The sequence below is a fragment of the Streptomyces sp. TRM68416 genome (assembly GCF_014596915.1).
In the GTDB taxonomy this organism is placed as follows: domain Bacteria; phylum Actinomycetota; class Actinomycetes; order Streptomycetales; family Streptomycetaceae; genus Streptomyces.
Window position 1 is genome coordinate 422153 of the sequence record NZ_JACVWU010000002.1, and the last position, 20123, is coordinate 442275.

General features: G+C 72.4%; 18 protein-coding genes. 9 read left to right on the top strand and 9 right to left on the bottom strand.

The genetic code is table 11. The features are described from left to right. Positions 1-97 precede the first annotated feature (97 nt). On the top strand, positions 98-871 hold the full coding sequence (locus ICC28_RS05100; RefSeq protein ID WP_188287258.1) for a polysaccharide deacetylase family protein: 774 nt from the start codon (positions 98-100) through the stop codon (positions 869-871). Continuing rightward, a complete protein-coding gene (locus tag ICC28_RS05105; protein WP_188287167.1) occupies positions 864-4637 on the top strand; it encodes a lipopolysaccharide biosynthesis protein in 3774 nt (1257 codons plus the stop codon). The genes ICC28_RS05100 and ICC28_RS05105 overlap by 8 nt, the downstream gene beginning before the upstream one ends. 15 nt (positions 4638-4652) lie before the next feature. On the opposite strand, the gene ICC28_RS05110 is transcribed toward ICC28_RS05105, so the two are convergent. Continuing rightward, the gene (locus tag ICC28_RS05110; protein WP_188287168.1) at positions 4653-6074 is read right to left on the bottom strand and encodes a GH39 family glycosyl hydrolase; all 1422 of its coding nucleotides are present in this window, start codon (positions 6072-6074) and stop codon (positions 4653-4655) included. Positions 6075-6169: 95 nt separating this feature from the next. Here ICC28_RS05110 and ICC28_RS05115 point away from each other — a divergent pair, with 95 nt between their 5' ends. Both ICC28_RS05115 and ICC28_RS05120 read left to right on the top strand, forming a co-directional pair. Next, positions 6170-7264 carry a DUF5925 domain-containing protein gene (locus ICC28_RS05115; RefSeq protein WP_188287169.1) on the top strand — a complete coding sequence of 365 codons (1095 nt, stop codon included), beginning with the start codon at positions 6170-6172 and terminating at the stop codon, positions 7262-7264. A 39-nt stretch (positions 7265-7303) separates the two neighbouring features. Next, on the top strand, positions 7304-8074 hold the full coding sequence (locus ICC28_RS05120) for a DUF72 domain-containing protein (RefSeq protein ID WP_188287170.1): 771 nt from the start codon (positions 7304-7306) through the stop codon (positions 8072-8074). 90 nt (positions 8075-8164) lie between these two features. Here ICC28_RS05120 and ICC28_RS05125 read toward each other — a convergent pair whose 3' ends face one another. Next, positions 8165-8536 (bottom strand): GntR family transcriptional regulator, encoded by a 372-nt coding sequence (locus ICC28_RS05125; RefSeq protein ID WP_188287171.1) that lies wholly within the window; start codon positions 8534-8536, stop codon positions 8165-8167. Positions 8537-8607: 71 nt separating this feature from the next. Between ICC28_RS05125 and ICC28_RS05130 the strand changes: the two genes are divergently transcribed. Next, complete coding sequence (locus tag ICC28_RS05130) at positions 8608-9540, top strand: GNAT family N-acetyltransferase (protein ID WP_188287172.1); 933 nt, start codon at positions 8608-8610, stop codon at positions 9538-9540. Continuing rightward, a complete protein-coding gene (locus ICC28_RS05135) occupies positions 9521-10021 on the top strand; it encodes a DUF402 domain-containing protein (protein ID WP_188287173.1) in 501 nt (166 codons plus the stop codon). Before ICC28_RS05130 ends, ICC28_RS05135 begins: the two co-directional genes overlap by 20 nt. A gap of 3 nt (positions 10022-10024) precedes the next feature. Here the strand turns inward: ICC28_RS05135 and ICC28_RS05140 are convergent, their stop codons facing one another. Next, positions 10025-10639, bottom strand: coding sequence for a class I SAM-dependent methyltransferase (locus tag ICC28_RS05140; RefSeq protein WP_188287174.1), 615 nt, complete (start codon positions 10637-10639; stop codon positions 10025-10027). Between the two features lie 139 nt (positions 10640-10778). Between ICC28_RS05140 and ICC28_RS41055 the strand changes: the two genes are divergently transcribed. After that, positions 10779-10913, top strand: coding sequence for a hypothetical protein (locus ICC28_RS41055; protein WP_262928456.1), 135 nt, complete (start codon positions 10779-10781; stop codon positions 10911-10913). A gap of 24 nt (positions 10914-10937) precedes the next feature. On the opposite strand, the gene ICC28_RS05145 is transcribed toward ICC28_RS41055, so the two are convergent. Continuing rightward, positions 10938-11387, bottom strand: a complete 450-nt coding sequence (locus ICC28_RS05145) for a GNAT family N-acetyltransferase (protein ID WP_188287175.1) — start codon at positions 11385-11387, stop codon at positions 10938-10940. 166 nt (positions 11388-11553) lie between these two features. On the opposite strand from ICC28_RS05145, the gene ICC28_RS05150 reads away from it, so the two are divergent. Beyond that, on the top strand, positions 11554-12537 hold the full coding sequence (locus ICC28_RS05150) for a lytic polysaccharide monooxygenase (RefSeq protein ID WP_188287176.1): 984 nt from the start codon (positions 11554-11556) through the stop codon (positions 12535-12537). 56 nt (positions 12538-12593) lie between these two features. Here ICC28_RS05150 and ICC28_RS05155 read toward each other — a convergent pair whose 3' ends face one another. Together ICC28_RS05155 and ICC28_RS05160 are read right to left on the bottom strand one after the other, a co-directional pair. After that, positions 12594-13454: an esterase/lipase family protein gene (locus ICC28_RS05155; RefSeq protein ID WP_188287177.1), complete on the bottom strand. Its 861-nt coding sequence runs from the start codon at positions 13452-13454 to the stop codon at positions 12594-12596. Positions 13455-13630: 176 nt separating this feature from the next. Next, on the bottom strand, positions 13631-14077 hold the full coding sequence (locus ICC28_RS05160) for a MarR family winged helix-turn-helix transcriptional regulator (protein WP_188287178.1): 447 nt from the start codon (positions 14075-14077) through the stop codon (positions 13631-13633). A 95-nt stretch (positions 14078-14172) separates the two neighbouring features. Between ICC28_RS05160 and ICC28_RS05165 the strand changes: the two genes are divergently transcribed. Next, the gene (locus tag ICC28_RS05165; RefSeq protein ID WP_188287179.1) at positions 14173-14547 is read left to right on the top strand and encodes a cupin domain-containing protein; all 375 of its coding nucleotides are present in this window, start codon (positions 14173-14175) and stop codon (positions 14545-14547) included. Here ICC28_RS05165 and ICC28_RS05170 read toward each other — a convergent pair. Genes ICC28_RS05170 through ICC28_RS05180 form a run of 3 tightly spaced genes read right to left on the bottom strand, consistent with a single transcriptional unit; the run spans position 14525 to position 20063 of the window. Next, on the bottom strand, positions 14525-15664 hold the full coding sequence (locus tag ICC28_RS05170; protein WP_188287180.1) for an NADAR family protein: 1140 nt from the start codon (positions 15662-15664) through the stop codon (positions 14525-14527). The two genes, ICC28_RS05165 and ICC28_RS05170, sit on opposite strands and share 23 nt — an antisense overlap. A 32-nt stretch (positions 15665-15696) precedes the next feature. After that, positions 15697-16659, bottom strand: a complete 963-nt coding sequence (locus ICC28_RS05175) for a DNA polymerase thumb domain-containing protein (protein ID WP_188287181.1) — start codon at positions 16657-16659, stop codon at positions 15697-15699. Continuing rightward, entirely contained in the window at positions 16656-20063 is a 3408-nt protein-coding gene (locus tag ICC28_RS05180; protein ID WP_188287182.1) for a DNA polymerase III subunit alpha, read from the bottom strand. Before ICC28_RS05180 ends, ICC28_RS05175 begins: the two co-directional genes overlap by 4 nt. Positions 20064-20123: the final 60 nt, after the last annotated feature.

Here is a 20123-nt window from a genome sequence, read left to right on the forward strand (position 1 = left end):
GGCAGACGAACACGTGCCGACCAGCGAGGCCGACACGACCGGCCAACGCCCGCCGGCCAACGACACCCGCACGGCAGACGAACGCGTGCCGATTCTGATGTACCACGCGGTGTCGTCCGCGCCCGGCGACGCCACCCGCGCGCTGTCGGTGACGCCCGAGGCGTTCGGCGAGCAGATGGCCCTGATCGCGGACCTGGGCCTGACCCCGGTCCGCACGGCCGATCTCGCCGCCCACTGGCGCTCGGGCCGCCCGCTGCCCGCCCGGCCCGTCCTCATCACCTTCGACGACGGCTACGAGGGCGTCCACCGCCACGCGCTGCCCGTGCTCGCCAAGCACGGCTTCGCCGCCACCCTGTTCGTCACCACCGGCTGGCTGCGCGGCCCGCACGACAACGGCGAGGCCCTGGACACCATGCTGGACTGGGACCAGGTGCGCGAACTCGCCGCGGCGGACGTGGAGATCGGCGGCCACAGCCACACGCATCCGCAGCTCGACCAGCTCCCGGACGACGTCCTGCGCCGCGAGCTGATCTGGTGCAAGGAGATCGTCTCCGACCGGCTCGGCACCGTACCCGCCTCGTTCGCCTACCCGTACGGCTACTCCAGCCGCCGGGTGCGCGAGGCGGTGCGCGAGACCGGGTACGCCCAGGCGCTCGCCGTCGGCAACGGCCTCGCCCGCCGCCGACAGGGGCCGTACGCCCTGCGCCGGGTCACCGTGCGGCGCGCCACCGGCATCGAGGAGTTCCAGCGGCTGGTCGAGGGCCGCGCGATCACCCGTACGTTCGCCCGGGACCTGGCCCTGACCAAGGGCTACGCCATGGTCCGCAGAGTCCGACAGGTCCGCCGGAAGGCCATCCGTTCCCGTGTCTGACACGACGACCACGACCGAGACCCCGCAGCCCGGCGCCGAGCCGCCCGGGCCGTCGGGACGCCGCCTGCGCCTGCCCGGCCTGGGCCGCCCGCGCGGCGGCAGCCCGCTGTTCCGCAACGCCTACGCACTGATGATCAACACCGGTGTCTCCGCGGTGCTCGGTCTCGGTTTCTGGTTCGTCGCGGCCCGCTACTACTCCGAGTCGGCGGTCGGCCAGGGGTCCGCCGCGATCGCCGCGATGAAGTTCCTCGCGGGCCTGACCGCGGTCGCCCTGACCGGCGCGCTGGCCCGCTTCATCCCGGTCGCGGGCCGGGCCACCGGCCGGCTGATCTTCCGTACGTACGCGGGCAGCAGCATGGTCGTGGCGCTGGCCGCGGGCGTCTTCCTGCTCACCCTGGACATATGGGGGCCGTCCTTCCGTTTCCTCGACAGCCCGCTGCCCGCGCTCGGGTTCGTGGTGTCCGTCGTCGCCTGGAACCTGCTCACGCTCCAGGACGGAGTGCTGACCGGGCTGCGCAGCGCGCCGTGGGTGCCGGTGGGCAACACCGCGTTCTCGGCGGTGAAGCTGGGCCTGCTGGTGGCGATCGCGGCGGCCGTGCCGACGACCGGGGTGTTCGTGTCGTGGGTCGCGGCGATCGCGATCTCGGTCCTGCCGCTGGGCTGGCTGGTGTTCCGGCGGCTGGTGCCACGGCATGTGAAGGCCACCGCGGACCAGGTGCAACCGCCGTCGGTGAAGGAGATCGGGAAGTTCCTCGCGGGCGACTACACCGGCTCGCTGTTCTCGCTCGCCGTGGTCTATCTCATCCCGGTGATCGTGGCCACCCAGGTCAGCTCCGAGGACAACGCCTACTTCTACATCACCGCCACCATCGGCGGTACGGTCAACCTGCTCGCCATCAACATGGGCGCCTCCCTGACCGTGGAGGGCTCGCACGACCCGGGGCGGCTGGCCGCCAACACCCGGGCCGCGCTCAAGCGCATGGCCCGGATCATGCTGCCGGTCTCGACGGTCCTGTTCCTCGGGGCGCCGTGGATCCTCGGCGTGTTCGGCTCGGGCTACGCGGACGCGGCCACCCCGCTGCTGCGCTGGTTCGCCGTCGGCGCGCTGCTGCGGGTCGTGATGGAGACGTACTTCGCGGTGCTGCGCGCCCAGAGCCGCACCGCCGGACTCGCCTGGCTCCAGGGCCTGTTGTGCGCCCTGGTGCTCGGGCTGACGCTGCTGCTCCTGCCCCGCATGGGACTGACGGGGGCCGGCGTCGCCGAGATCTGCTCGCTGGCGGTGATCGTCGCCATCGCCGCGCCCAAGCTGTACCGGACGGTGTTGTCCGCGCCGGACCTGCCCGAGGACGCGGCACCCGACGGCGACCTCGCCGACCTCGGCGCGAGCAAGGCGGCCGAGGCGGCAGGCCGACGCGGGCCGGCCTGGGCGCCGGACACGGACACCCTCACCCTCGGCCTCCACGTCGACTTCGACCACCTGGAACGCCGCCCCGACGTCCGGCCCGGCCCCGGCACCCCGCCCACCGGGCTGCCCGTGGTGCGGCCCGAGCACCGGCCGACCTGGGCGGCGCGGCTGCCGGTCGAGAAGCGCGAGCCGGAGGTGGACGCACCGTTCGAGGCCGCGCCGAAGGCGGCCGTACCGGGCCCTTCTGCCGCACCGAACTCTTCGGCCGCACTGGAGCCTTCGGCGGTACGGGAGCCTTCGGCGGTACGGGAGGAGCGGCCCCCGGAGGTCTCCCCGCGCGAGCGTCTGCAGCCCACCCGTGTCGGTGTCGTCCTCGGCTGTCTGCTGATCGCCGCTCTGCTGCTGTACTGGGTGCCCGCGCTCCGGCTCGGCGAGGCCGACCTGGACGAGATGGGCGGGCTCGGGCTGATCTCGGTGCTGCCGACGCCGACGCTGGTCGGCGCCGGGCTGCTGGTCACCGTCTTCGCCTCGCTGCTCTGGCTGGGCCGCGAGCACCGGACGCTGCTGCTGGTCACCCTGCTGGCGACCGTCGTCTCGCTGCACTCCCTGCCGGCGCTGATCGAGACCGAGCCGCGGTTCGCCACCGCCTGGCAGCACCTCGGCTTCATCGACTACATCGACCGCACCGGGACCGCCGTACCGGACCTGGACGCGCGCTGGAGCTGGCCCGGGTTCTTCGCCGCGGCCTCGTTCGTGGCGCAGGCCTGCGGGGTCTCGGACCTCACCGAGGTCATCCGCTGGTGGCCGCTGGCCATGCAACTGCTGTACCTGGTCCCGATGTTCCTGCTGACCCGCTCGATGCGGGCGAGCTGGCGGGCCCGCTGGACCGGCATCTGGATCTTCGTGCTGAGCGGCTGGGTCGGCCAGGACTACTTCTCGCCGCAGGGCTTCACCTATCTGCTGTACCTGGTGTTCGCGGCGATCCTGCTGGTCTGGTTCCGGGCGCCGCGGGTGATCTGGACGAAGGTGCGGCCCGGGGAGCTGGAGGTGGAACCGGCGAACCGGCGGCAGCGGGCGGTGCTGCTGCTGGTCGTCATCGGGCTGTTCGCGGCGAGCGTCCCGGCCCACCAGCTCACCCCGTTCGTGATGCTGGGCGTGCTCACGGTGCTGGTCCTCGTCGGCCGCAGCGAACTGCGCGGCCTGCCCCTGCTGTTCGGGGTGATGGTGACGGCGTGGATCGGGTTCATGGCCGAGCCGTACTGGTCCGGCCACTTCGACGAGCTGTTCGGCGGGGTCGGCGGCGTCGGCTCCAATGTGTCCTCGTCCGTCTCCGGCCGCATCGAGGGCGGCAGTTCGACGCACAAGCTGGTGCTGTACACCCGCGTGCTGCTGGCCGGCAGCGTCATGGCCCTAGCCTGCTACGGCTGGTGGCGCCGCCGCGACCACAAGTACCGCGAACGCTCCCTGCTCGTCCTCACCTTCGTCCCGTTCCTCGGCTTCGGCATGCAGAGCTACGGCGGCGAAATGGCCCTGCGCGTCTTCATGTTCGCCCTGCCCGGCGCGGCCCTGCTCGCCGGACTCGCCCTGTTCCCGCGCACCGGCGTCACCGCCGAGGAGCGGGACAAGGACCGGGTGAGCCTCGCCCCGCTGGCCGCGTTCATGGCGGGCCTGGTCCTCATCGGCGGCTTCCTGGTGGCCCGTTGGGGCAACGAGCCGTTCGAGCGGGTCCGGCCCGGCGAGGTCGCGGCGATGGAGTACGTCTACGCCCACGACAAGCCGAGCGCGCGGCTGCTGTGGCTGAGCAACGACCCGGTCAACGTCGTGACGCCGTCGCTGCCGTGGGGTGCGAGGGACATGGAACGGGTCGAGTACCTGCCGACCCTGGCACCGGCCGACCCGGTGCTGGTGTCGGGCCTGGTCAAGGCGCTCAGGGACGCGGGGCCGAACTCGTATCTGATGATCAACCGCGGTCAGGTCACCTATCTGCAGATGGACGTCGGCTACGCGGAATCCTGGGAGCCGCGGCTGCTGCACAACCTCGACCGGCGACAGGAGCTGAAGAAGGTCTTCGTCAACGAGGACGTGACCCTGTACGCGCTGCGCGAGCAGCCGGCGGGCGAGGTCCCGGAGGCCGATCCGGGCGCGATCGGGCCGAAGGTGACGTGGACGCCGTGGTCGGTGGTCGGGGCGCTGGCGGCGCTGGCACTCATCGTGCTGCTGACGGCGCGCGAGGTGGTCCGGGTCGCGGTGCGGCCCGGGGTGCGGCAACTGCGCTGGTTGCAGAGCAGTTTCTGGTTCTCGCTGCCGCTGCTGGCGGTGCTGTTCGCGGCGCTGGTGCAGCGGTTCCTGACGATGAAGTGAGCAGGGCCGAGGGGGTCAGGTGGCCGGGCGTTCGAGCCACCTGACCTCGTAGGCCTGGAGCTTGACCGTCCTCCCGTCGATCTTCGTGCTGATCTGCCGGTCGCGGGTGTTGACCACGAGAGCGGTCTTGTCGGTGGCGAGGACACGGACGTCGGCGGACGCGGTCACCGGCCGGTGGGCGGTGCCCGGCGGGAACGTGGCGTTGAACCGGCTGACCAGGTCGAACATGGGCAGCTTCCGCCCGCCGTCGGCACTGTCGGTGGGCGTCCACAGACAGCCGGGGCAGTCGGTGCCCTGCTCGTTCTGCGGGTTCCAGTAGAAGCCCGAGGTGGCGCCGCCCCTGGCCAGGGCGATCATTCCGGCGGCCTGGACGGCGACCCGGCGGCTCTCGGACCAGCCCTCGCGCTCGTCGTCGGCGTCGGCGGGCTCGACGTAGTACTCGGCCCACCACAGCGGCAGGTCGTCGCCGGTCTGCCGCCGCACCCACTCCCCCACGGCCGTGAACTTGTCGGTGGCCGTGAACTCGTCGGGGAGCAGCTCGTCGTCCCGGGTGTAGCTGGAGCCGTCCACGACGACGAAGTCCGCGCCCGCCTTGTGCTCGTTCCAGTAGGCGAAGGCGTCCAGCACCCGCTGGTCCAGCGCGCCCCACCTGCCCTTCAGGGACGGGGAGGCGTGCGCCTCGCGCGGGTCGAGGCTGTCCATGACCAGGTAGGGCCCGCCGACCATGATGTCCGGGTCGACCTCCTTCAGGGCCCGGTAGACCTCGTTGTACAGCCGCGTGTAGCCCTCGTGGTCCCAGCGGGCCTCGGCGTCGTTCCAGAAGCCCTTGAACTCGTTCCAGACGATGAAGTGCCGTACGTCCGGGTAGCGCTTGGCGACGGTCGCGGCGAGGGCGGCGTAGTCGTCGAAGTGCTCGGGGTCCGGCGCGGTCTCCAGGGCGGCCTGGCTCCAGTCGGTGTGCTCGACGCCGGGCTCGCCGCCCTTCATCCAGTCCGGGGCGCAGCACAGCGTCACGACGGGGATGCTGCCGGAGGCGCGGACGAAGTCGATGCGGCGGTCCATCGCCGCGAAGTCGTAGCGCCCCTTGACCGGCTCGGGGTTGCTCGCGCCCCAGCCCATGACGTGCTGGATCTGCGGCAGCCCGCCGGCGTCCTCGATCCGTTTCTCGACGCGCGCCACCGCGGCGCCGTCGCCCTCGTCGGCGCTGTACTGGGTGTGGGTGAACCCCCAGCCCACCTCGGGCACGGACGCGGCCGGGGTGGCGGCCGGCGTGCCGTGCACCTTGTCGCCGTCGGGCGAAGTTCCCTTGGTGTCGCCGCCGTTGCCGGGCAGCGTGGCCAGCAGGGTCACGACCAGGGCCAGCGCGACCACGCCCACACCGAGCAGCGCGGTGAAGCGCCACCGCCGTGCCCCCGAATTCCACCCATGACGTCCCATTGAGGGCAACGGTAATGGGGCGGACGGGCGGACGGGCAGGTTTCGGCAGAGGGAAATCCCGTGCGCGACGGGCATGCGTGCCGGATCATGGCGCCATGTCTGCGAACCCGCACGAAGCACTGCCGATCCGGCTCAACGTCGACGACAGCGACTCCCCGTCCGACGTCGTCGACGCGCTGTTCCTCGGCCGCTTCGCCACGGGCGAGCAGCCGTACTCGCATGCGGCGAACATCGACCGCGTACGGTCCGGGGCGACGCTCCTGCCGCCGGGCGCCCGGGTGCTGCGCGTCGCCCGCGACGACGACCGCAGCGCCACCCTCGCGGAGGGCGACGGCTGGACCCTGCTGGTCTCCCGCTGGAACCGCGGCGCCGACGTCACCGTGACCGCGACCACCGCCGACCTGGCCCAGAAGGTCCTCGACCAGGCCACGGACGGCGCCGCGGACGAGCCCGAGCCGCAGCCGGAGAACGTGACCATGGGCTTCTGGTACGTCTCCCCCAGACGCGGCCCGCACCGCACGACCCGGCAGATCTCGGCGGGCACCTGGGAGGAGGTGCGGCCCAACTACACCGCGCCCGTGGCGGACGCGATGGACCGCCTGATGAAGACGACCCCCGAGGACATCGCGGGCCGGCTGCTGCTCCTGCACGGCCCGCCGGGCACCGGCAAGACCTCCGCGCTGCGCACGCTGGCCCGGTCCTGGCGGGACTGGTGCCAGGTGGACTGCGTCCTGGACCCGGAGCGCCTCTTCTCCGACGTCGGCTATCTGATGGACATCGCGATCGGCGAGGAGGACGGCACGGGCAAGGGCCGCTGGCGGCTGCTGCTCCTGGAGGACTGCGACGAGCTGATCCGCGGCGAGGCCAAGCACACGGCCGGGCAGGCGCTGTCCCGGCTGCTGAACCTCACCGACGGACTGCTGGGCCAGGGCCGCAATGTCCTGGTCGGGGTCACCACCAACGAGGACCTGGAGCGGCTGCACCCGGCCGTGGTCCGTCCGGGCCGCTGCCTGGCCCGGATCGAGGTCGGCCCGCTGACCCGGGCCGAGGCGGTCACCTGGCTGGGCACCGAGGAGGGGGTCGGCCGCGAGGGGGCGACCCTGGCGGAGCTGTACGCGCTGCGGCGCGGCACCTCCCCGACGGCGCTGCCGGAGCCGCGGGCCGGGGCGGAGGCGGGGCTGTACCTGTAGTGCCGCACGTGCCGTGACGGGGAGTGCTTCGATGGAGGTATGACCCTGTTCGTCGGCACGTCGGGGTGGCAGTACAAGGACTGGCGGGGCGTCCTGTACCCGGAGGGCCGCCCGGTGCGGCTCTGGCTGGAGGAGTACGCGTCCCGGTTCGCGACGGTCGAGATCAACAACGCCTTCTACCGGCTGCCCTCGCGGGCGAACTTCGAGGCGTGGCGGGACCGGGTGCCCGCGGACTTCGTGATCGCGGTGAAGGCCAGCCGGTACCTCACCCACATCAAACGCCTGCGGGACCCCGGGGAACCGGTGGACCGGCTCATGAGCCACGCCGCCGACCTCGGCGACCGCCTGGGCCCGGTCCTGCTCCAGCTCCCGCCGACCCTGCGCGGGGACCCGGGCCTGCTGGACGCGTGCCTCGCCTGCTTCCCCGCGGGCACCCGGGTCGCGGTCGAGCCGCGCCACGACTCCTGGTGGACGCGGACGGTGCGCGAGGTACTGGAGTCGCGGGGCGCGGCCCTGTGCTGGGCCGACATCCGGGCCCGCCCGGTCACCCCGCTGTGGCGGACCACCGACTGGGGCTACGTCCGCTTCCACCAGGGCCGGGCCCGGCCCTGGCCGCGCTACGGCAGCCAGTCCCTGGCGACCTGGCTGACCCGCATCGCGGACACCTGGCCCGACAGCCGCGACATCTACACCTACTTCAACAACGACCCGGGCGGAGCGGCGGTCCACGACGCGGCGGCCTTCGCCCGGGCGGCGACGAGGGCGGGCCTGACGGTGACACGAGCACCGGAAAACACACCGACCCGCTGAGCGCCCCAAAGGGGCGCGGGGAACTGCGCGACCAGCCACGACGAATCCGCGGACGAACGACGACACACCACTGCACTCCCGGCGGAGCGCTCAGCCCTCGTCGTACACCGCCCGCAGCGCATCCCGTACGGCGGCCAGGGCGTCCCCCTCGTCGAGGCCCAGCCGCCGGACCCGGTCCGCGTACGCCTGCGCGGCCGACGCGGCTTCCCGCTGGGCCGCCGAGCCCGCGGCGGCGACGAACGTGCCGTTGCGCCCCCGTGTCTCGATCACCCCGTCCGTCTCCAGTGCCCGGTACGCCTTGGCGACGGTGTTCGCGGCGAGGCCCAGCGACTCGGCGAGCCCGCGCACCGTCGGCAACCGGTACCCGACCGGCAGCACTCCGGCCCGCGCCTGTTCGGAGATCTGCGCCCGCACCTGTTCGTAGGGCGGCGCGCTGTCATCGATGTGGATCTTCAAGGTCACGAAGGTGATTGTCCCGCACCCCCCGGAAAATGAGAGGCACACGGACGGCCCCGCGCTTAACGTGCGGTCCCATGACTGTCATCGTGCGCGAGATCAGGCCCGACGTCCGGGCCGACCTGGAGGGCTTCGGCGCCGTACGCCACAGCGCCCTGCCGTTCTTCCTCATCACCCCGGACTCCGTCGCCTACGACCTGGCGCACACGCATCCCGACGCCCGCTTCCGGCCGCTCGTCGCCGAGGAGGCCGGTGAGATCATCGGCACCGCGCAGGTCGGCCTGCTGCACGAGAACCCGGGCCCGCTGCAGGGCTTCGTCAACGTGTACGTGCACCCCGAGCGCACCCGCCGTGGGGCGGGCACGCTCCTGGTGCGCGCCGCCGAGGAGTACCTGACGGGCCTCGGCGCGACCCGGCTGCTCGCCTGGGTCCTGGACGGGCCGGGCAACCGCTCCTTCGCCGAGGCGCACGGCTACCGCGCGGGCCGTTCCGCCCACTTCCTGCGGCTCGACCTCGCGAACGGCACGCTGCCGCTCCTCCAGGACCCGCCGCCCGGCGTCGAGCTGCGCACCGCCGCCGACTTCGCCGACGACCCGCGCCCGGTGTTCGAACTGGACGCGGCGACGACGGCGGACGAGCCCAGCGAGGCCGGTTCCGCCGAGCTCACGGACTACGAGGCGTGGCTGGAGGAAACCTGGCGCCACCCGCTCACCGACCTCGAACTGACCACCATCGCGGTCGTCGACGGCCGGCCCGCCGCCTTCAGCGCCGCGCACACCGACGGCGGCACCCGCTACAGCACCGGCATGACGGGCACCGCCCGCGACTTCCGCGGCCGGGGTCTGGCCAAGCTCGCCAAGAACGACACCCTGCACCGGGCCCGCGCGGCCGGGTACACGGAGGCGTTCACGGGCAACGACACCGGCAACGAGCCGATGCTCGCGATCAACAAGTGGTTCGGGTACGAGATCTGCGCGACGGAGGTGCGGTATGTCCGCGAACTCGGCTGACGCCGGGCCGGTGGTGGAGGTCGTCCTCCTCAAGGGCGGCCGTACGAAGATCCGTTACCCGGCGGAGCTGCTCGCGGACGACGGCACCCGCGTCACGGTGCGCGCGCCCTGGGCCGGCGAGGGCGTCCGCGACTTCGGCTTCGTCCGCTTCGAGCCCGGGGACGTGTTCGTCGAGTACTACTGGCGCGACCGCTGGTACGCGGTGAAGGAGGTCCGCGCCGGGGACGGCACCCTCAAGGGCTGGTACTGCGACATCACCCGCCCGGCCACGCTCTCCGGCACCGAGCTGGTCGTCGAGGACCTCGACCTGGACCTGTGGCGCTCGGCCGAGGGCACGGACGTACGCCGCCTGGACGAGGACGAGTTCGAGGAGAGCAACCTCCTGGAAACGGACCCGGAGGCAGCATCCGCAGCAATGACGGCCCTGAACACCCTGGAGAACCTGGCCCTGGACAGCGGCTTCGAGGCCCTGCTGGCCTGACGATCACAGGCGGGCCAGCACCGCGTACCGCTCGTCGTCCACGGTTCTGCCCCACAGCAGCGGGTCGCCGGACAGCCGCTCCACGCGCACGTGCCCGGCGATCGGGGCGAGGAGGCCTGCGAGCTGCTCGGCCGGTATGCCGACCGGGCTGACGGTGCCCCACACGCCCTCGACGAGGACGAGCCGTCCGCCGGGGCGCAGCAGCCCCCTCCAACGGCGCAGGACCCGGGCAGGGTCGGGCAGGGCCCACAGCAAGTGCCGGGCGAGCAGGACGTCGTATCGCTGCGCCCCCACCGGGGGCGCCGTCGCGTCGCCGACCAGGAACACCGCGTCACGTCCGGCGAGCTTGGCGCGGGCCAGGTCGACCATGGCCGGGGACAGGTCCACGCCGGTGACGTGGTGTCCCTGTTCGGCCGCGAGCAGCGACAGGCTGCCGGTGCCGCAGCCGAGGTCGAGGACGTCGCCGGGGCTCTCGGGCAGCCAGTCGCGCAGCCGCTCCGCCCAGGCACCGCGCACCTCGGGGTCGCGCAGGCCGTGGTCGGGTTCGTCGTCGAAGGAGGCGGCCGCGGCGTCCCAGTCGACACGCGGTGCGGTCGTCCCGTCACTGTCGTTCGGCATGTGCTCAAGAGTGACACCCGCCACTGACAATCGAATCGTGACAGCGGCCACTGACAGACCTGCGCCGATGAGGAACGCTCGCCAAAAGCGTCTACCTCCGTGAGAACGCGGAACTCGGTAGGCACTGAAGGAGGCCGCCATGCGCCGTATGACGTTGCAGAAGCCCCTGAAGAAGACGGACTCCCGGCGAATCCGTGAGAAGGACGACGAACGCCCTGCCGGACGTCCGGAGGTCCGCAAGGACATCGCCCGAACGTGGTGGCCGGACGGCTGACCCGCCCGGCCGACTGCTGCAGCGTCAGCGCAGCGGCTTGCGGTAGTGGACGCGGTCGTACGGCCCGTCCGCACGACGCTCCACGACCTCGTACCCGAACCTCGGGTAGATCTTCTGGTTCTCCCACATCTTGGCGTTCGTACAGAGCCTGACCTCGGGCAGCCCCAGCGCACGCGCGTGTGCGTCCACGAACTCCAGTAGCCGCCGCCCCACGCCGGTGCCCTGGGCATCGGGGTGGACGGCGATGTTGTCGACGTACAGATGGTCGTCGTACGCCTCCACCACCACGAGCCCGACCACCGGCTCACCCGTCACGAACACCCGCCCCGCGGCCACGTACGCCGCGTGATCCCGCTCCATGGGCTGCGGCACCTGTCCGATGCGCTCGATGTAGTGGCGGTACGCGGCGTCGGTGACGGCCTTCACGGCCGGCACGTCCTCGGCTCCGGCGCGCCGGATCTCGTCTCCTGTCATGCCGCGACCGTATCTACCTCAGCGCAGTCTGAGCGCTCCCTTAACGCGACCATAAGGATCTCCCTCACCCGCCTCCAGCAGGCGTTTTCGCGGTTTCCTCGGGCTAGCTTGCTGATCGCCCCCACGGGCCGGCCAGCCATCACCGACCGCTTCCCAGGAGTTCCGCATGCCCGCACGCCGCAGGGTCGCCACCGCCGTTTCCGTCGCCGCCGTCGGCATGGCCCCGTTCGCCCTGACCGCGCTGGCGGCCGCGCCCGCGGTCGCGCACGGTTCGATGGGTGACCCGGTCAGCCGGGTCTCGCAGTGCTACGCGGAGGGCCCGGAGAGCCCGAGGTCGGAGGCGTGCCAGGCGGCGGTCGCGGCCGGCGGCACGCAGGCGCTGTACGACTGGAACGGCGTCCGCATCGGCGACGCGAACGGCCGGCACCAGGAGCTGATCCCGGACGGCAAGCTGTGCAGCGCGAACAACGAGCAGTTCAAGGGCCTGGACCTGGCCCGCGCCGACTGGCCGGCGACGAGCGTGAGCGGCGGCTCGTACACCTTCAAGTACCGGGTGACCGCGCCGCACAAGGGCACCTTCAAGGTGTACATCACGAAGGACGGCTACGACCCGGCCGGGCCGCTGGCCTGGGGCGACCTGGACCTGGCCGACCCGGTGGCGACGGCCACCGACCCGGCCGCGTCGGGCGGCTTCTACACGTTCTCCGGCACCCTGCCCGAGCGGTCCGGCAAGCATCTGCTGTACGCGGTCTGGCAGCGCTCGGACAGCCCGGAGGCGTTCTACTCCTGCTCGGACGTCACCTTCGGCGGCGGCCCGAGCAGCGACGAGACCGAGGCCGCGCCGACCGCCTCCGCCCCCTCCGAGGAGCAGATCGAGGACGGCGCCGACCGGTCGACGATCGAGCGCGGCGACCACGGCGACCACGGCGGCCACGGCGGCCACGGCGACCAGGACACTGCCACCTCCGCGGAGCCCGTCCCGCCGCAGGCCGAGGCCAACCGGCCCAAGGCGGCCGGTGCCGCGCAGAACCTCGCCGAGACCGGCGGCGACGGCAGCACCTCGTACCTCGCCGTGGGCGGTGCGGCCGCGCTGGCGGTCGGTTCGGCGGCGCTGTTCCTCTCGGTCCGCCGACGCGCCACCCGCTCCTAGCGGCACGCAGGGCGGGGCCTGTCCGGCGGCTCAGGCCGGACAGGCCCCGACGGCTGTCAGCTGAACGCGGAGGCGCAGGTGCTGGGCCTGGCGCGGGCCGGGTCGAGGGCGTTGGCGACCTCATGGAAGGCGATCCGGTCGAACAGGCCGATCGCCAGGTGCTCGGAGAGGTCGACCGGGCACAGGTCCTGGAGCAGGACGTTGCGCACGCCGGGACCGTCCAGGTACTGGCTGCGGTACGGCGTGACGACCTGGTCGTACTTGGTGGCGATGACCGTGTAGCGGACGCCGGGCACGGTGTCGCCGCCCTGGTTGAGCTTGGTGAGGAAGGCGGAGCCGGCGATCTGGTCGGCGAGGGCGGGCGTGGCGGTGGAGAGCAGGTCCTCGGCGCCCGGGAAGTAGGGCAGCAGCCGGGTGAGTCCGGACAGGGTCGTGCCGTGGTTGTCGGGGGCGATGCCGACGAGGGCGTTCACCTCGGCGGCTCCGCCGAGGAACTTCAGGTAGTAGCGGGGCATCATGCCGCCCTGCGAGTGGCCGACGAGGTCGGCCTCGGCGGCGCCGGTCGCGGCGAGCACCCTGTCGACGAAGGCGTCGAGCTGCTCCGCCGACTTGTCGATGGGGCCGAGGCCGTGGAAGAACGGCACGCCCGGCAGCTGTCCGTAGTCGAGCGAGAAGACGCAGTAGTCGCGCTTGGTCAGGTACGGGGCGAGACCCAGCCAGTTGTCGACGGAGTTGCCGAAGGTGCCGTGCACCAGGACGACCGGGCGGGGGTGGGCGGCGGACGGCTTGCAGGACCAGTTGTTCCAGCCCCGGCTCGGGGCGTCCGCGGCCTGCGCGGCGGTGGCGGGGACGAGGGCGACCGCGGCGGTCAGCAGCAGGGCGGCGAGGGGTCTGAGCACTCGTTTCCAGGGCAGCATCGGGTGATCTCCTTGCGGCTCAAGGGGAGGTACGACGGTCTTACGCCCTGTGATCCGGATCACGAGGATGCTGTTTCACTCGTCAAGTTACGGACGAGTAGTGCAACTGTGAAGTTACGTGTCGGCAAAAACTTCCAGTGGTAGCCAGTGACGGGTGTATTGGCACCGACGAATCGTCACCAGGCGGGCCTGATGGGACCATAGGGCGCGATGCGCATCAATTGGTCGCGCAACACCCGCACTTCACCCTCACCGAGCAACTCCACCCACCCCCGCACAGCCTCCGCGGCCGCCTCCTCCGCGGCCCGCGTGCAGGCCCACCCCCGCTCCGTCAGCACGACCAGCCGGGCGCGCGCGTCCTCGGGGTGCGGCCGGCGTTCGACGTACCCCTTGCGCACCAGCTCGTCGACGAGCTGACTGGCGGCCTGCTTGGTCACCCCGAGATGGGTCGCGAGGTCGGTGACCGTCGCGCCGTCCGGGGCGAGCCGGGTGAAGGCGAAGCCGTGCGCGGGCCTCACCCCCTCGAAACCACGGGCGACGACACCGTCGTTGATGCGCTGGGTGAGCTCACCGGCGACGGCGAGCAGGGCGGCGGACAGGGACAGGGCCTCGGAGTTCTGCACGCCTGATTGAAACACCCTTGACGAATTGGTCAAGCAGCTTGACCATGGATCCATATAGTCAATCTGCTTGACCATTAACCCCGGGAAGGACCCTCATGCCCGTCGTCCGCGCCTCCGAAGCCGTCACCCACGAGATCCACGGCGCCCGTTTCGTCTCGTACGCCACTCCCCGCACCGGCAGCAAGGAGCTGTGCGCCTGGCGCGGCGAGGTGCCGCCGGGGACGAAGGCGCCCGCCCACACGGTCAACCGGGAGGAGCTTCTCCTGGTGCTCGTCGGCAGCCTGCGCGTCACCCTCGACGGACGCACCGACGACCTCGCCGCGGGCGACCTGCTGATCGTCAACCCGGGCGCGACCCTCGCCGTCGAGAACCCGACCGATCAGACCGCGATCACCTGGGTCACCACGTCCGTCGGCCTGGCGGCGGACCTGGCCGACGGCACCCGGATCACTCCGCCGTGGGCCAACTGACCGAGGCCAGCAGCAGCTCGGAGCGGACCAGTTCCAGCAACCGGCCGACCCAGTTGCGGCCGCGGTCGTCGCGGGCGTCCGTCCAGTACGGGGAGTCGGAGAGGCCGGTGTAGCTGATCCGCGCGTCGCCGGTGGACAGCAGCACCTCGGTGAGCCCAGGATGCTGGGTGAACTTGGCGCGCAGCAACCCGGCCATCACGGCCAGGCGCAGCTCGGGCCAGTCGTCCCGGCGTACGGCCCGGCCGCCGAGCATCTGTGCCTCGTGGGGGGTGTCGGCGGCGCGGATACGGTCGTGGTCGTCGGCGTCGGCCGCGGACAGCGCCCAGTAGCCGTGCAGGACGGACGCATAGGTCCGGCCGGCGAACTCGACCGGCACCGGGTAGTCGTTGCGCAGTACGAACAGTCCGGGCTTCTCGGGCCAGCCGCGCGGATAGCCGACCTCGTTGGAGACGAGAGCCGGTTCCACGGGCCCCTCCGGATCGTCGGCGTGCCGCACGGCCCGCCACTCCCCCGCTCTCCGGACGCTCTCGTCCCGCCGACGGAAGTAGTCCAGCGCCTCCCGGTGCAGCGCGGCGGTCGCCACCGGCCCGTCCCCGTCCACGGGTTCGCCGAGGTCGGTGACGAGGATCCGCAGGGGCCGGTCCAGGGAGTCCATGTCACCCAGGACGTAGATCCGCAGATGCGGCGGCACCGCGAGATAGGCGTCCCGGAGCAGGGCGCGGCGGGCCTCGGACGGCTCCTCCTGGTAGCGTCCGATCGCCTCCTGCAGCCGGTCCCGGGTGGTCGGCCGACCGCTCAACTCCTCGACCTTGTCGGCGACTTCGAGGAGGAAGCTCTCCGATGTGCACGGTTCGGGGCTGCGGGAGCCCCACTTGGGCGCGTCGGCGTCGCGGGCGGGGGCGTCGGGGTTCCGCACGGAGATCCGGCCGGACCCGAGCAGCTTCTCCAGCCCCTCCAGGTCGGTCCGCTCCTCGCAGTGCACGGCACCGTCCGCGAACACGACCAGATCCTCGACGAAGTACTCCTCGTGGTACGGGCTCCGCCGCCACACATGGCACCAGGCCCCGTCGATCCGCTCCCCGCCCACGACCCGATGGGTCGGCCCACGCCAGCTCATGAACGCACCCTACCTGCGCCGTTGCACCCGCCTCACGCCGCCAGCGCCCCCGGCAGCACCGCGTCCGGCCCGAACTTCGCCCGCACCCGGTCCGCGACCTCCTCGATCCGCCGCACCTTCTCGTCCACCGGATCGAAGCTGAGCTGATGGGAAGCCCGCTCCGCGGAATCGAGTCCCTCCGCACGCAGGGCGATCGACCGCACCCGGGCCCGCTGGAGGCCCAGCGCCTCGTACATGCCGTACGCCACCCGGGTCAGGGCGGCGGAGTGTGCGGTCGGCTCCTTCAGGGAACGGCTGCGTGTCGTCGCGGACCGGTCGGCGTACCGCACCGTGAGGGTCAGCGTGCCGCAGACCTTGTCCAGGGCGCGCAGCCGGGCGCCCAGTTCCCCGGCCGCGGAGAGCAGGGCCCGCCGATGCCGGTCGGCGTCCAACTCGTCGCGCTCGAAGGGGCGTTCGGTGACAAGGGACCGTGAGACGCCGTCCGGCACCACCCGCCCCCGGTCGATCCCGTTCGCCTTCTCGCGCAGCTCGCGTCCCGCCTTCGCCCCGACCAGCCGCTGCAGCGTGGACAGCGGGGCGGCGGCGACCCGGCCGAGGGTGTCGAGGCCGTACTCGCGCAGCGTGCGGCCGGTCGCTGCGCCGACCCCGGGCAGCGCGGTGACGGGCAGGTCCGCGATGCCGTCCGGCCCTTCGGGCAGTACCCCGGTGACCCCGGGCCGGGCGTCCCGCAGCGCCATCCGCGCCAGCATCGGGCCCGGCCCGGCGCCGATCACGCAGTCCACCCCGTAGTGGGCGAGCGCCCGCACCCGGATCACGGAGGCCAGCTCGACGGCGCTGCGCCCGAAGTACCGTTCGGCGCCCCGCAGATCGGCCAGCGCCCCGTCCGGCGGCAGCGCCTCGACGACGGGCGTGAACTCCTCCAGCAGCCCGAGCAGCCCCGGCAGGGCCGTCTCGTACATCGGCGGCAGCTGGAAACGTACGCAGAGGATGGTCATCCCGCACTCCCCGGACTCTGGTGCCACAACTTCCGTATCTGCGAGGGCTCCTGACCCGCGGGTCGCAGATCGGCCCACGGATGCATTTCGTATCCGGTCGGCAGCTGGATGCGCCGGCCGTGCGTCGGATCCTCGCCCGACGCCCGGGGCACCGGCTCCGCCAGCCGTGCCGCCACCTCGTCCAGGCCGCCCTCGGCGCGCAGTTCGGCCAGCTCGGCGAGGTTCCAGGCGGCGGCGCCCACCACGCTGAGGCTGCGCGGCCCGCGCCGCTGCACGACCCCGCGCACCAGCAGCAGCCAGGAGTGGAAGACGGTGTGGGCGCAGGCCTCGTGGGAGTCGTCGAAGAAGGCGAGGTCGACCAGGCCCGTACCGTCGTCCAGGGTGGTGAAGACGACCCGCTTGCCGGACCGGATCGGCGGGGTCTGGGTGGCCGCCTTGGCGCCCGCGACCAGCACCGTCTCACCGTGCCGCAGCTCGCGCAGCCGACGCGCGCTGACCACGCCCAGCTCCCCGAGGAACTCCCGGTGGTCGTCCATCAGATTGCGCGAGGCGTCCATGGACAGCACGCCCAGCTCGGCGCTGAGCTTCTCTGCGGACGACAGGTCCGGCAGCCCGGCGGGCGCGGTCTTCCGCCCGCCGGACAGCGGCAGTTGACCGCCGCCGCCACCTCGCGCGCCCCGGTGCAACTCGGTCAGGTGCAGTTGCAGATCACGCCGGTTGGCACCGAAGGCGTCCAATGCTCCTACCTGCGCCAGTCGTTGGGCGAGCGGCCTGCTCGGCCGCGCCCGCTCCCAGAAGTCGAGCAGCGAGGCGTACGGCTGCCCGTCCGCGATCCGCGCCGCCTCGGCCTCGCTGATGCCGTGCACGTCGGAGAGGGCGAGCCGCAGCCCCCAAATACCGGACACCAGTTCGATACGGTGGGCGATTCCCGACTCGTTCACGTCCAACGGCAGGATCGGCACCCCCCGCCGCCGCGCGTCCGCCAGCAGCAGCCGCTTCGGGTACATCCCGGGGTCGTGCGTGAGCAGCCCCGCGTAGAAGGCGGCCGGGTGGTGCGCCTTCAGCCAGGCCGACTGGTACGTCGGTACGGCGAAGGCGACCGCGTGCGCCTTGCAGAAGCCGTACGACCCGAACGCCTCGACGATCTCCCAGGTCCGCCGGATCGTCTCCGTGTCGTACCCCTTGGCCGCGGCGGCCTGCGCGAACCAGAACCGGATCCGGCCCTGCGACTCCGGGTCGGACAGGCCGCGCCGCACCCGGTCGGCCTCGGCGCGTCCGCAGCCGGTCATGATGTGCACGATGTCGATGATCTGCTCGTGGAAGACGACGACCCCGTACGTCCCCTTCAGCGGCTCCTCCAGGTCCGGGTGCGGACAGCGCACGGGCGCCCGCCCGTGCCGGGCCTCGATGAACGGCCGCACCATGTCGGCGGCGACCGGACCGGGCCGGAAGAGCGAGATGTCCACGACTAGGTCGTGGAAGGTGGCCGGCTGCAGCCGCCCGACCAGGTCGCGCTGGCCCGGCGACTCGATCTGGAAGCAGCCCAACGTCTCGGTGGAGCGGATGAGTTCGTACGTCGCCGGATCGCCGGGCGGTACCGCGTCCAGGTCGATCTCGGCGCCCGTCGCCCGCTTCACCTCCGCGACCGCGTGCGCCATCGCCGACTGCATCCGCACCCCGAGCACATCGAGCTTGAGCAGCCCGAGGTCCTCCACGTCGTCCTTGTCGAACTGGGACATGGGGAAGCCCTCACCACTGGTCGGCATGACCGGCGTACGGGCGAGGAGGGAGGCGTCGGACAGGAGCACCCCGCACGGATGCATGGCGACTCCGCGCGGGAGGGCGTCGAGGGCCTCGACCAGCTCCCACAGCCGCCCGTACCTCTCCTTCTCCCCCGCCAGTTCGCGCAGTTCGGGCAGCTCCTCCAGCGCCGCGCGGGCGTCGCGGGCGCGGATGTGCGGGAAGGACTTGGCGATGCGGTCGATGTCGGCGGGGTCCATGGACAGGGCCGCGCCCACGTCGCGGACCGCGTGGCGCACCCGGTACGTCTCCGGCATCGCGACCGTCGCCACCCGCTCGGCGCCGAACCGACCGATGATCGCCCGGTAGACCTCGAGGCGGCGCGCGGACTCCACGTCGATGTCGATGTCGGGCAGCACCAGTCGGCGGGTGGACAGGAAGCGTTCCATCAGCAGCCCGTGCTCGACCGGGTCGGCGTGCGCGATGCCGAGGAGATGGTTGACGAGCGAGCCCGCGCCGGAGCCGCGCGCGGCCACCCGGATGCCCATCTCCCGTACGTCGTCCACCACCTGAGCAACCGTCAGGAAGTAGGTGGCGAAGCCGTGGTAGGCGATGACGTCCAGCTCCTGGTGCATCCGCTCCCAGTACGCGCGCTTCCCGGAGTACCCCCGCCGGACCATCCCCGCGGCCGCCCGCGAGGCGAGCACCCGCTGGGCGGTGCGGCGGCCGGCGCCGACGAGGTGCGGTTCGGGGAAGTGGACGGTGCCGAGCCCGAGGTCGCCCTCGGGGTCGACGAGGCATTCGGCAGCGGTCGCCCCGGTCTGCTCCAGCAGACGGTGGGCGGTGTCGCGCCGGTAGCCCGCGGCCTCGACGATCCGTTCGGCCGCGTGCAGCATGGCGTCCGCACCCTTGAGCCAGGCCTCGCCGGAGTCCAGTTCCTTGGTGGGGTCGACGGGGACGAGGCGGCGGGCGGCGTCCAGGACGTCGGCGACCGGGCCCTGGCCGGGGTCGGCGTAGCGGACGGCGTTGCTGAGCACCGGCCGGATCCGCTGTTCGGCGGCGAAGCCGACGGTACGGGCGGCCAGGCGCAGGGAGCCGGGACCGGTGCCCTTGCGGCCGTGCCAGACGGCCTCCAGGCGCAGCGCGTCGCCGTAGCGCTCCCGCCAGGGGGCCAGCAGCACGGCCGCGCGGTCCGGACGGCCGGCGGCGAGGGCGCGGCCCACGTCGGAGTCGGGGCCGAGGAGGACGGTGAGTCCGTCGCCCCGGTTGTCCTCCCGGGACAGCAGCGGGGAGCCGGGGTCGGCCTGCGCCGCCGTAACGATTCTGCAGAGGTCGGCCCAGCCGCGGGCACCGTCCCGGGCGAGGAAGGTGACCCGGGATGTCGATTCATCGACGAAGGCGCCCCCGCGCACGGGGGCACGACGCCGGTCCCGCCGTACGGGCTCGTGCTCCGCCACCGCCAGTTCCACGCCGAACAGGGGCCGCACCCCCGCCTTCGCGCAGGCCTTGGCGAAGCGGACCGCGCCGGCGAGGGTGTCGCGGTCGGTGAGCGCGAGGGCGTCCATGCCGCGCTCGGAGGCGCGCTCGGCGAGCCGCTCCGGATGGGAGGCGCCGTAGCGCAGGGAGAAGCCGGAGACGGTGTGCAGATGGGTGAAGCCGGGCATCCCGCACCTCCCACTGCCGCCGCTTTCGAACATGAGTTCCCAATGACCTCACCCCCACCA

Excerpts from the sequence above, each read along its gene's own strand:
- ICC28_RS05180 (WP_188287182.1), bottom strand. The coding sequence starts at position 20,063 with ATGCCCGGCTTCACCCATCTGCACACCGTCTCCGGCTTCTCCCTGCGC.
- ICC28_RS05145 (WP_188287175.1), bottom strand. The coding sequence starts at position 11,387 with ATGACAGGAGACGAGATCCGGCGCGCCGGAGCCGAGGACGTGCCGGCC.
- ICC28_RS05100 (WP_188287258.1), top strand. The coding sequence starts at position 98 with ATGTACCACGCGGTGTCGTCCGCGCCCGGCGACGCCACCCGCGCGCTG.
- ICC28_RS41055 (WP_262928456.1), top strand. The coding sequence starts at position 10,779 with ATGCGCCGTATGACGTTGCAGAAGCCCCTGAAGAAGACGGACTCCCGG.
- ICC28_RS05170 (WP_188287180.1), bottom strand. The coding sequence starts at position 15,664 with ATGAGCTGGCGTGGGCCGACCCATCGGGTCGTGGGCGGGGAGCGGATC.
- ICC28_RS05135 (WP_188287173.1), top strand. The coding sequence starts at position 9,521 with ATGTCCGCGAACTCGGCTGACGCCGGGCCGGTGGTGGAGGTCGTCCTC.
- ICC28_RS05175 (WP_188287181.1), bottom strand. The coding sequence starts at position 16,659 with ATGACCATCCTCTGCGTACGTTTCCAGCTGCCGCCGATGTACGAGACG.
- ICC28_RS05120 (WP_188287170.1), top strand. The coding sequence starts at position 7,304 with ATGACCCTGTTCGTCGGCACGTCGGGGTGGCAGTACAAGGACTGGCGG.
- ICC28_RS05130 (WP_188287172.1), top strand. The coding sequence starts at position 8,608 with ATGACTGTCATCGTGCGCGAGATCAGGCCCGACGTCCGGGCCGACCTG.
- ICC28_RS05110 (WP_188287168.1), bottom strand. The coding sequence starts at position 6,074 with ATGGGACGTCATGGGTGGAATTCGGGGGCACGGCGGTGGCGCTTCACC.
- ICC28_RS05155 (WP_188287177.1), bottom strand. The coding sequence starts at position 13,454 with ATGCTGCCCTGGAAACGAGTGCTCAGACCCCTCGCCGCCCTGCTGCTG.
- ICC28_RS05150 (WP_188287176.1), top strand. The coding sequence starts at position 11,554 with ATGCCCGCACGCCGCAGGGTCGCCACCGCCGTTTCCGTCGCCGCCGTC.
- ICC28_RS05115 (WP_188287169.1), top strand. The coding sequence starts at position 6,170 with ATGTCTGCGAACCCGCACGAAGCACTGCCGATCCGGCTCAACGTCGAC.
- ICC28_RS05165 (WP_188287179.1), top strand. The coding sequence starts at position 14,173 with ATGCCCGTCGTCCGCGCCTCCGAAGCCGTCACCCACGAGATCCACGGC.
- ICC28_RS05140 (WP_188287174.1), bottom strand. The coding sequence starts at position 10,639 with ATGCCGAACGACAGTGACGGGACGACCGCACCGCGTGTCGACTGGGAC.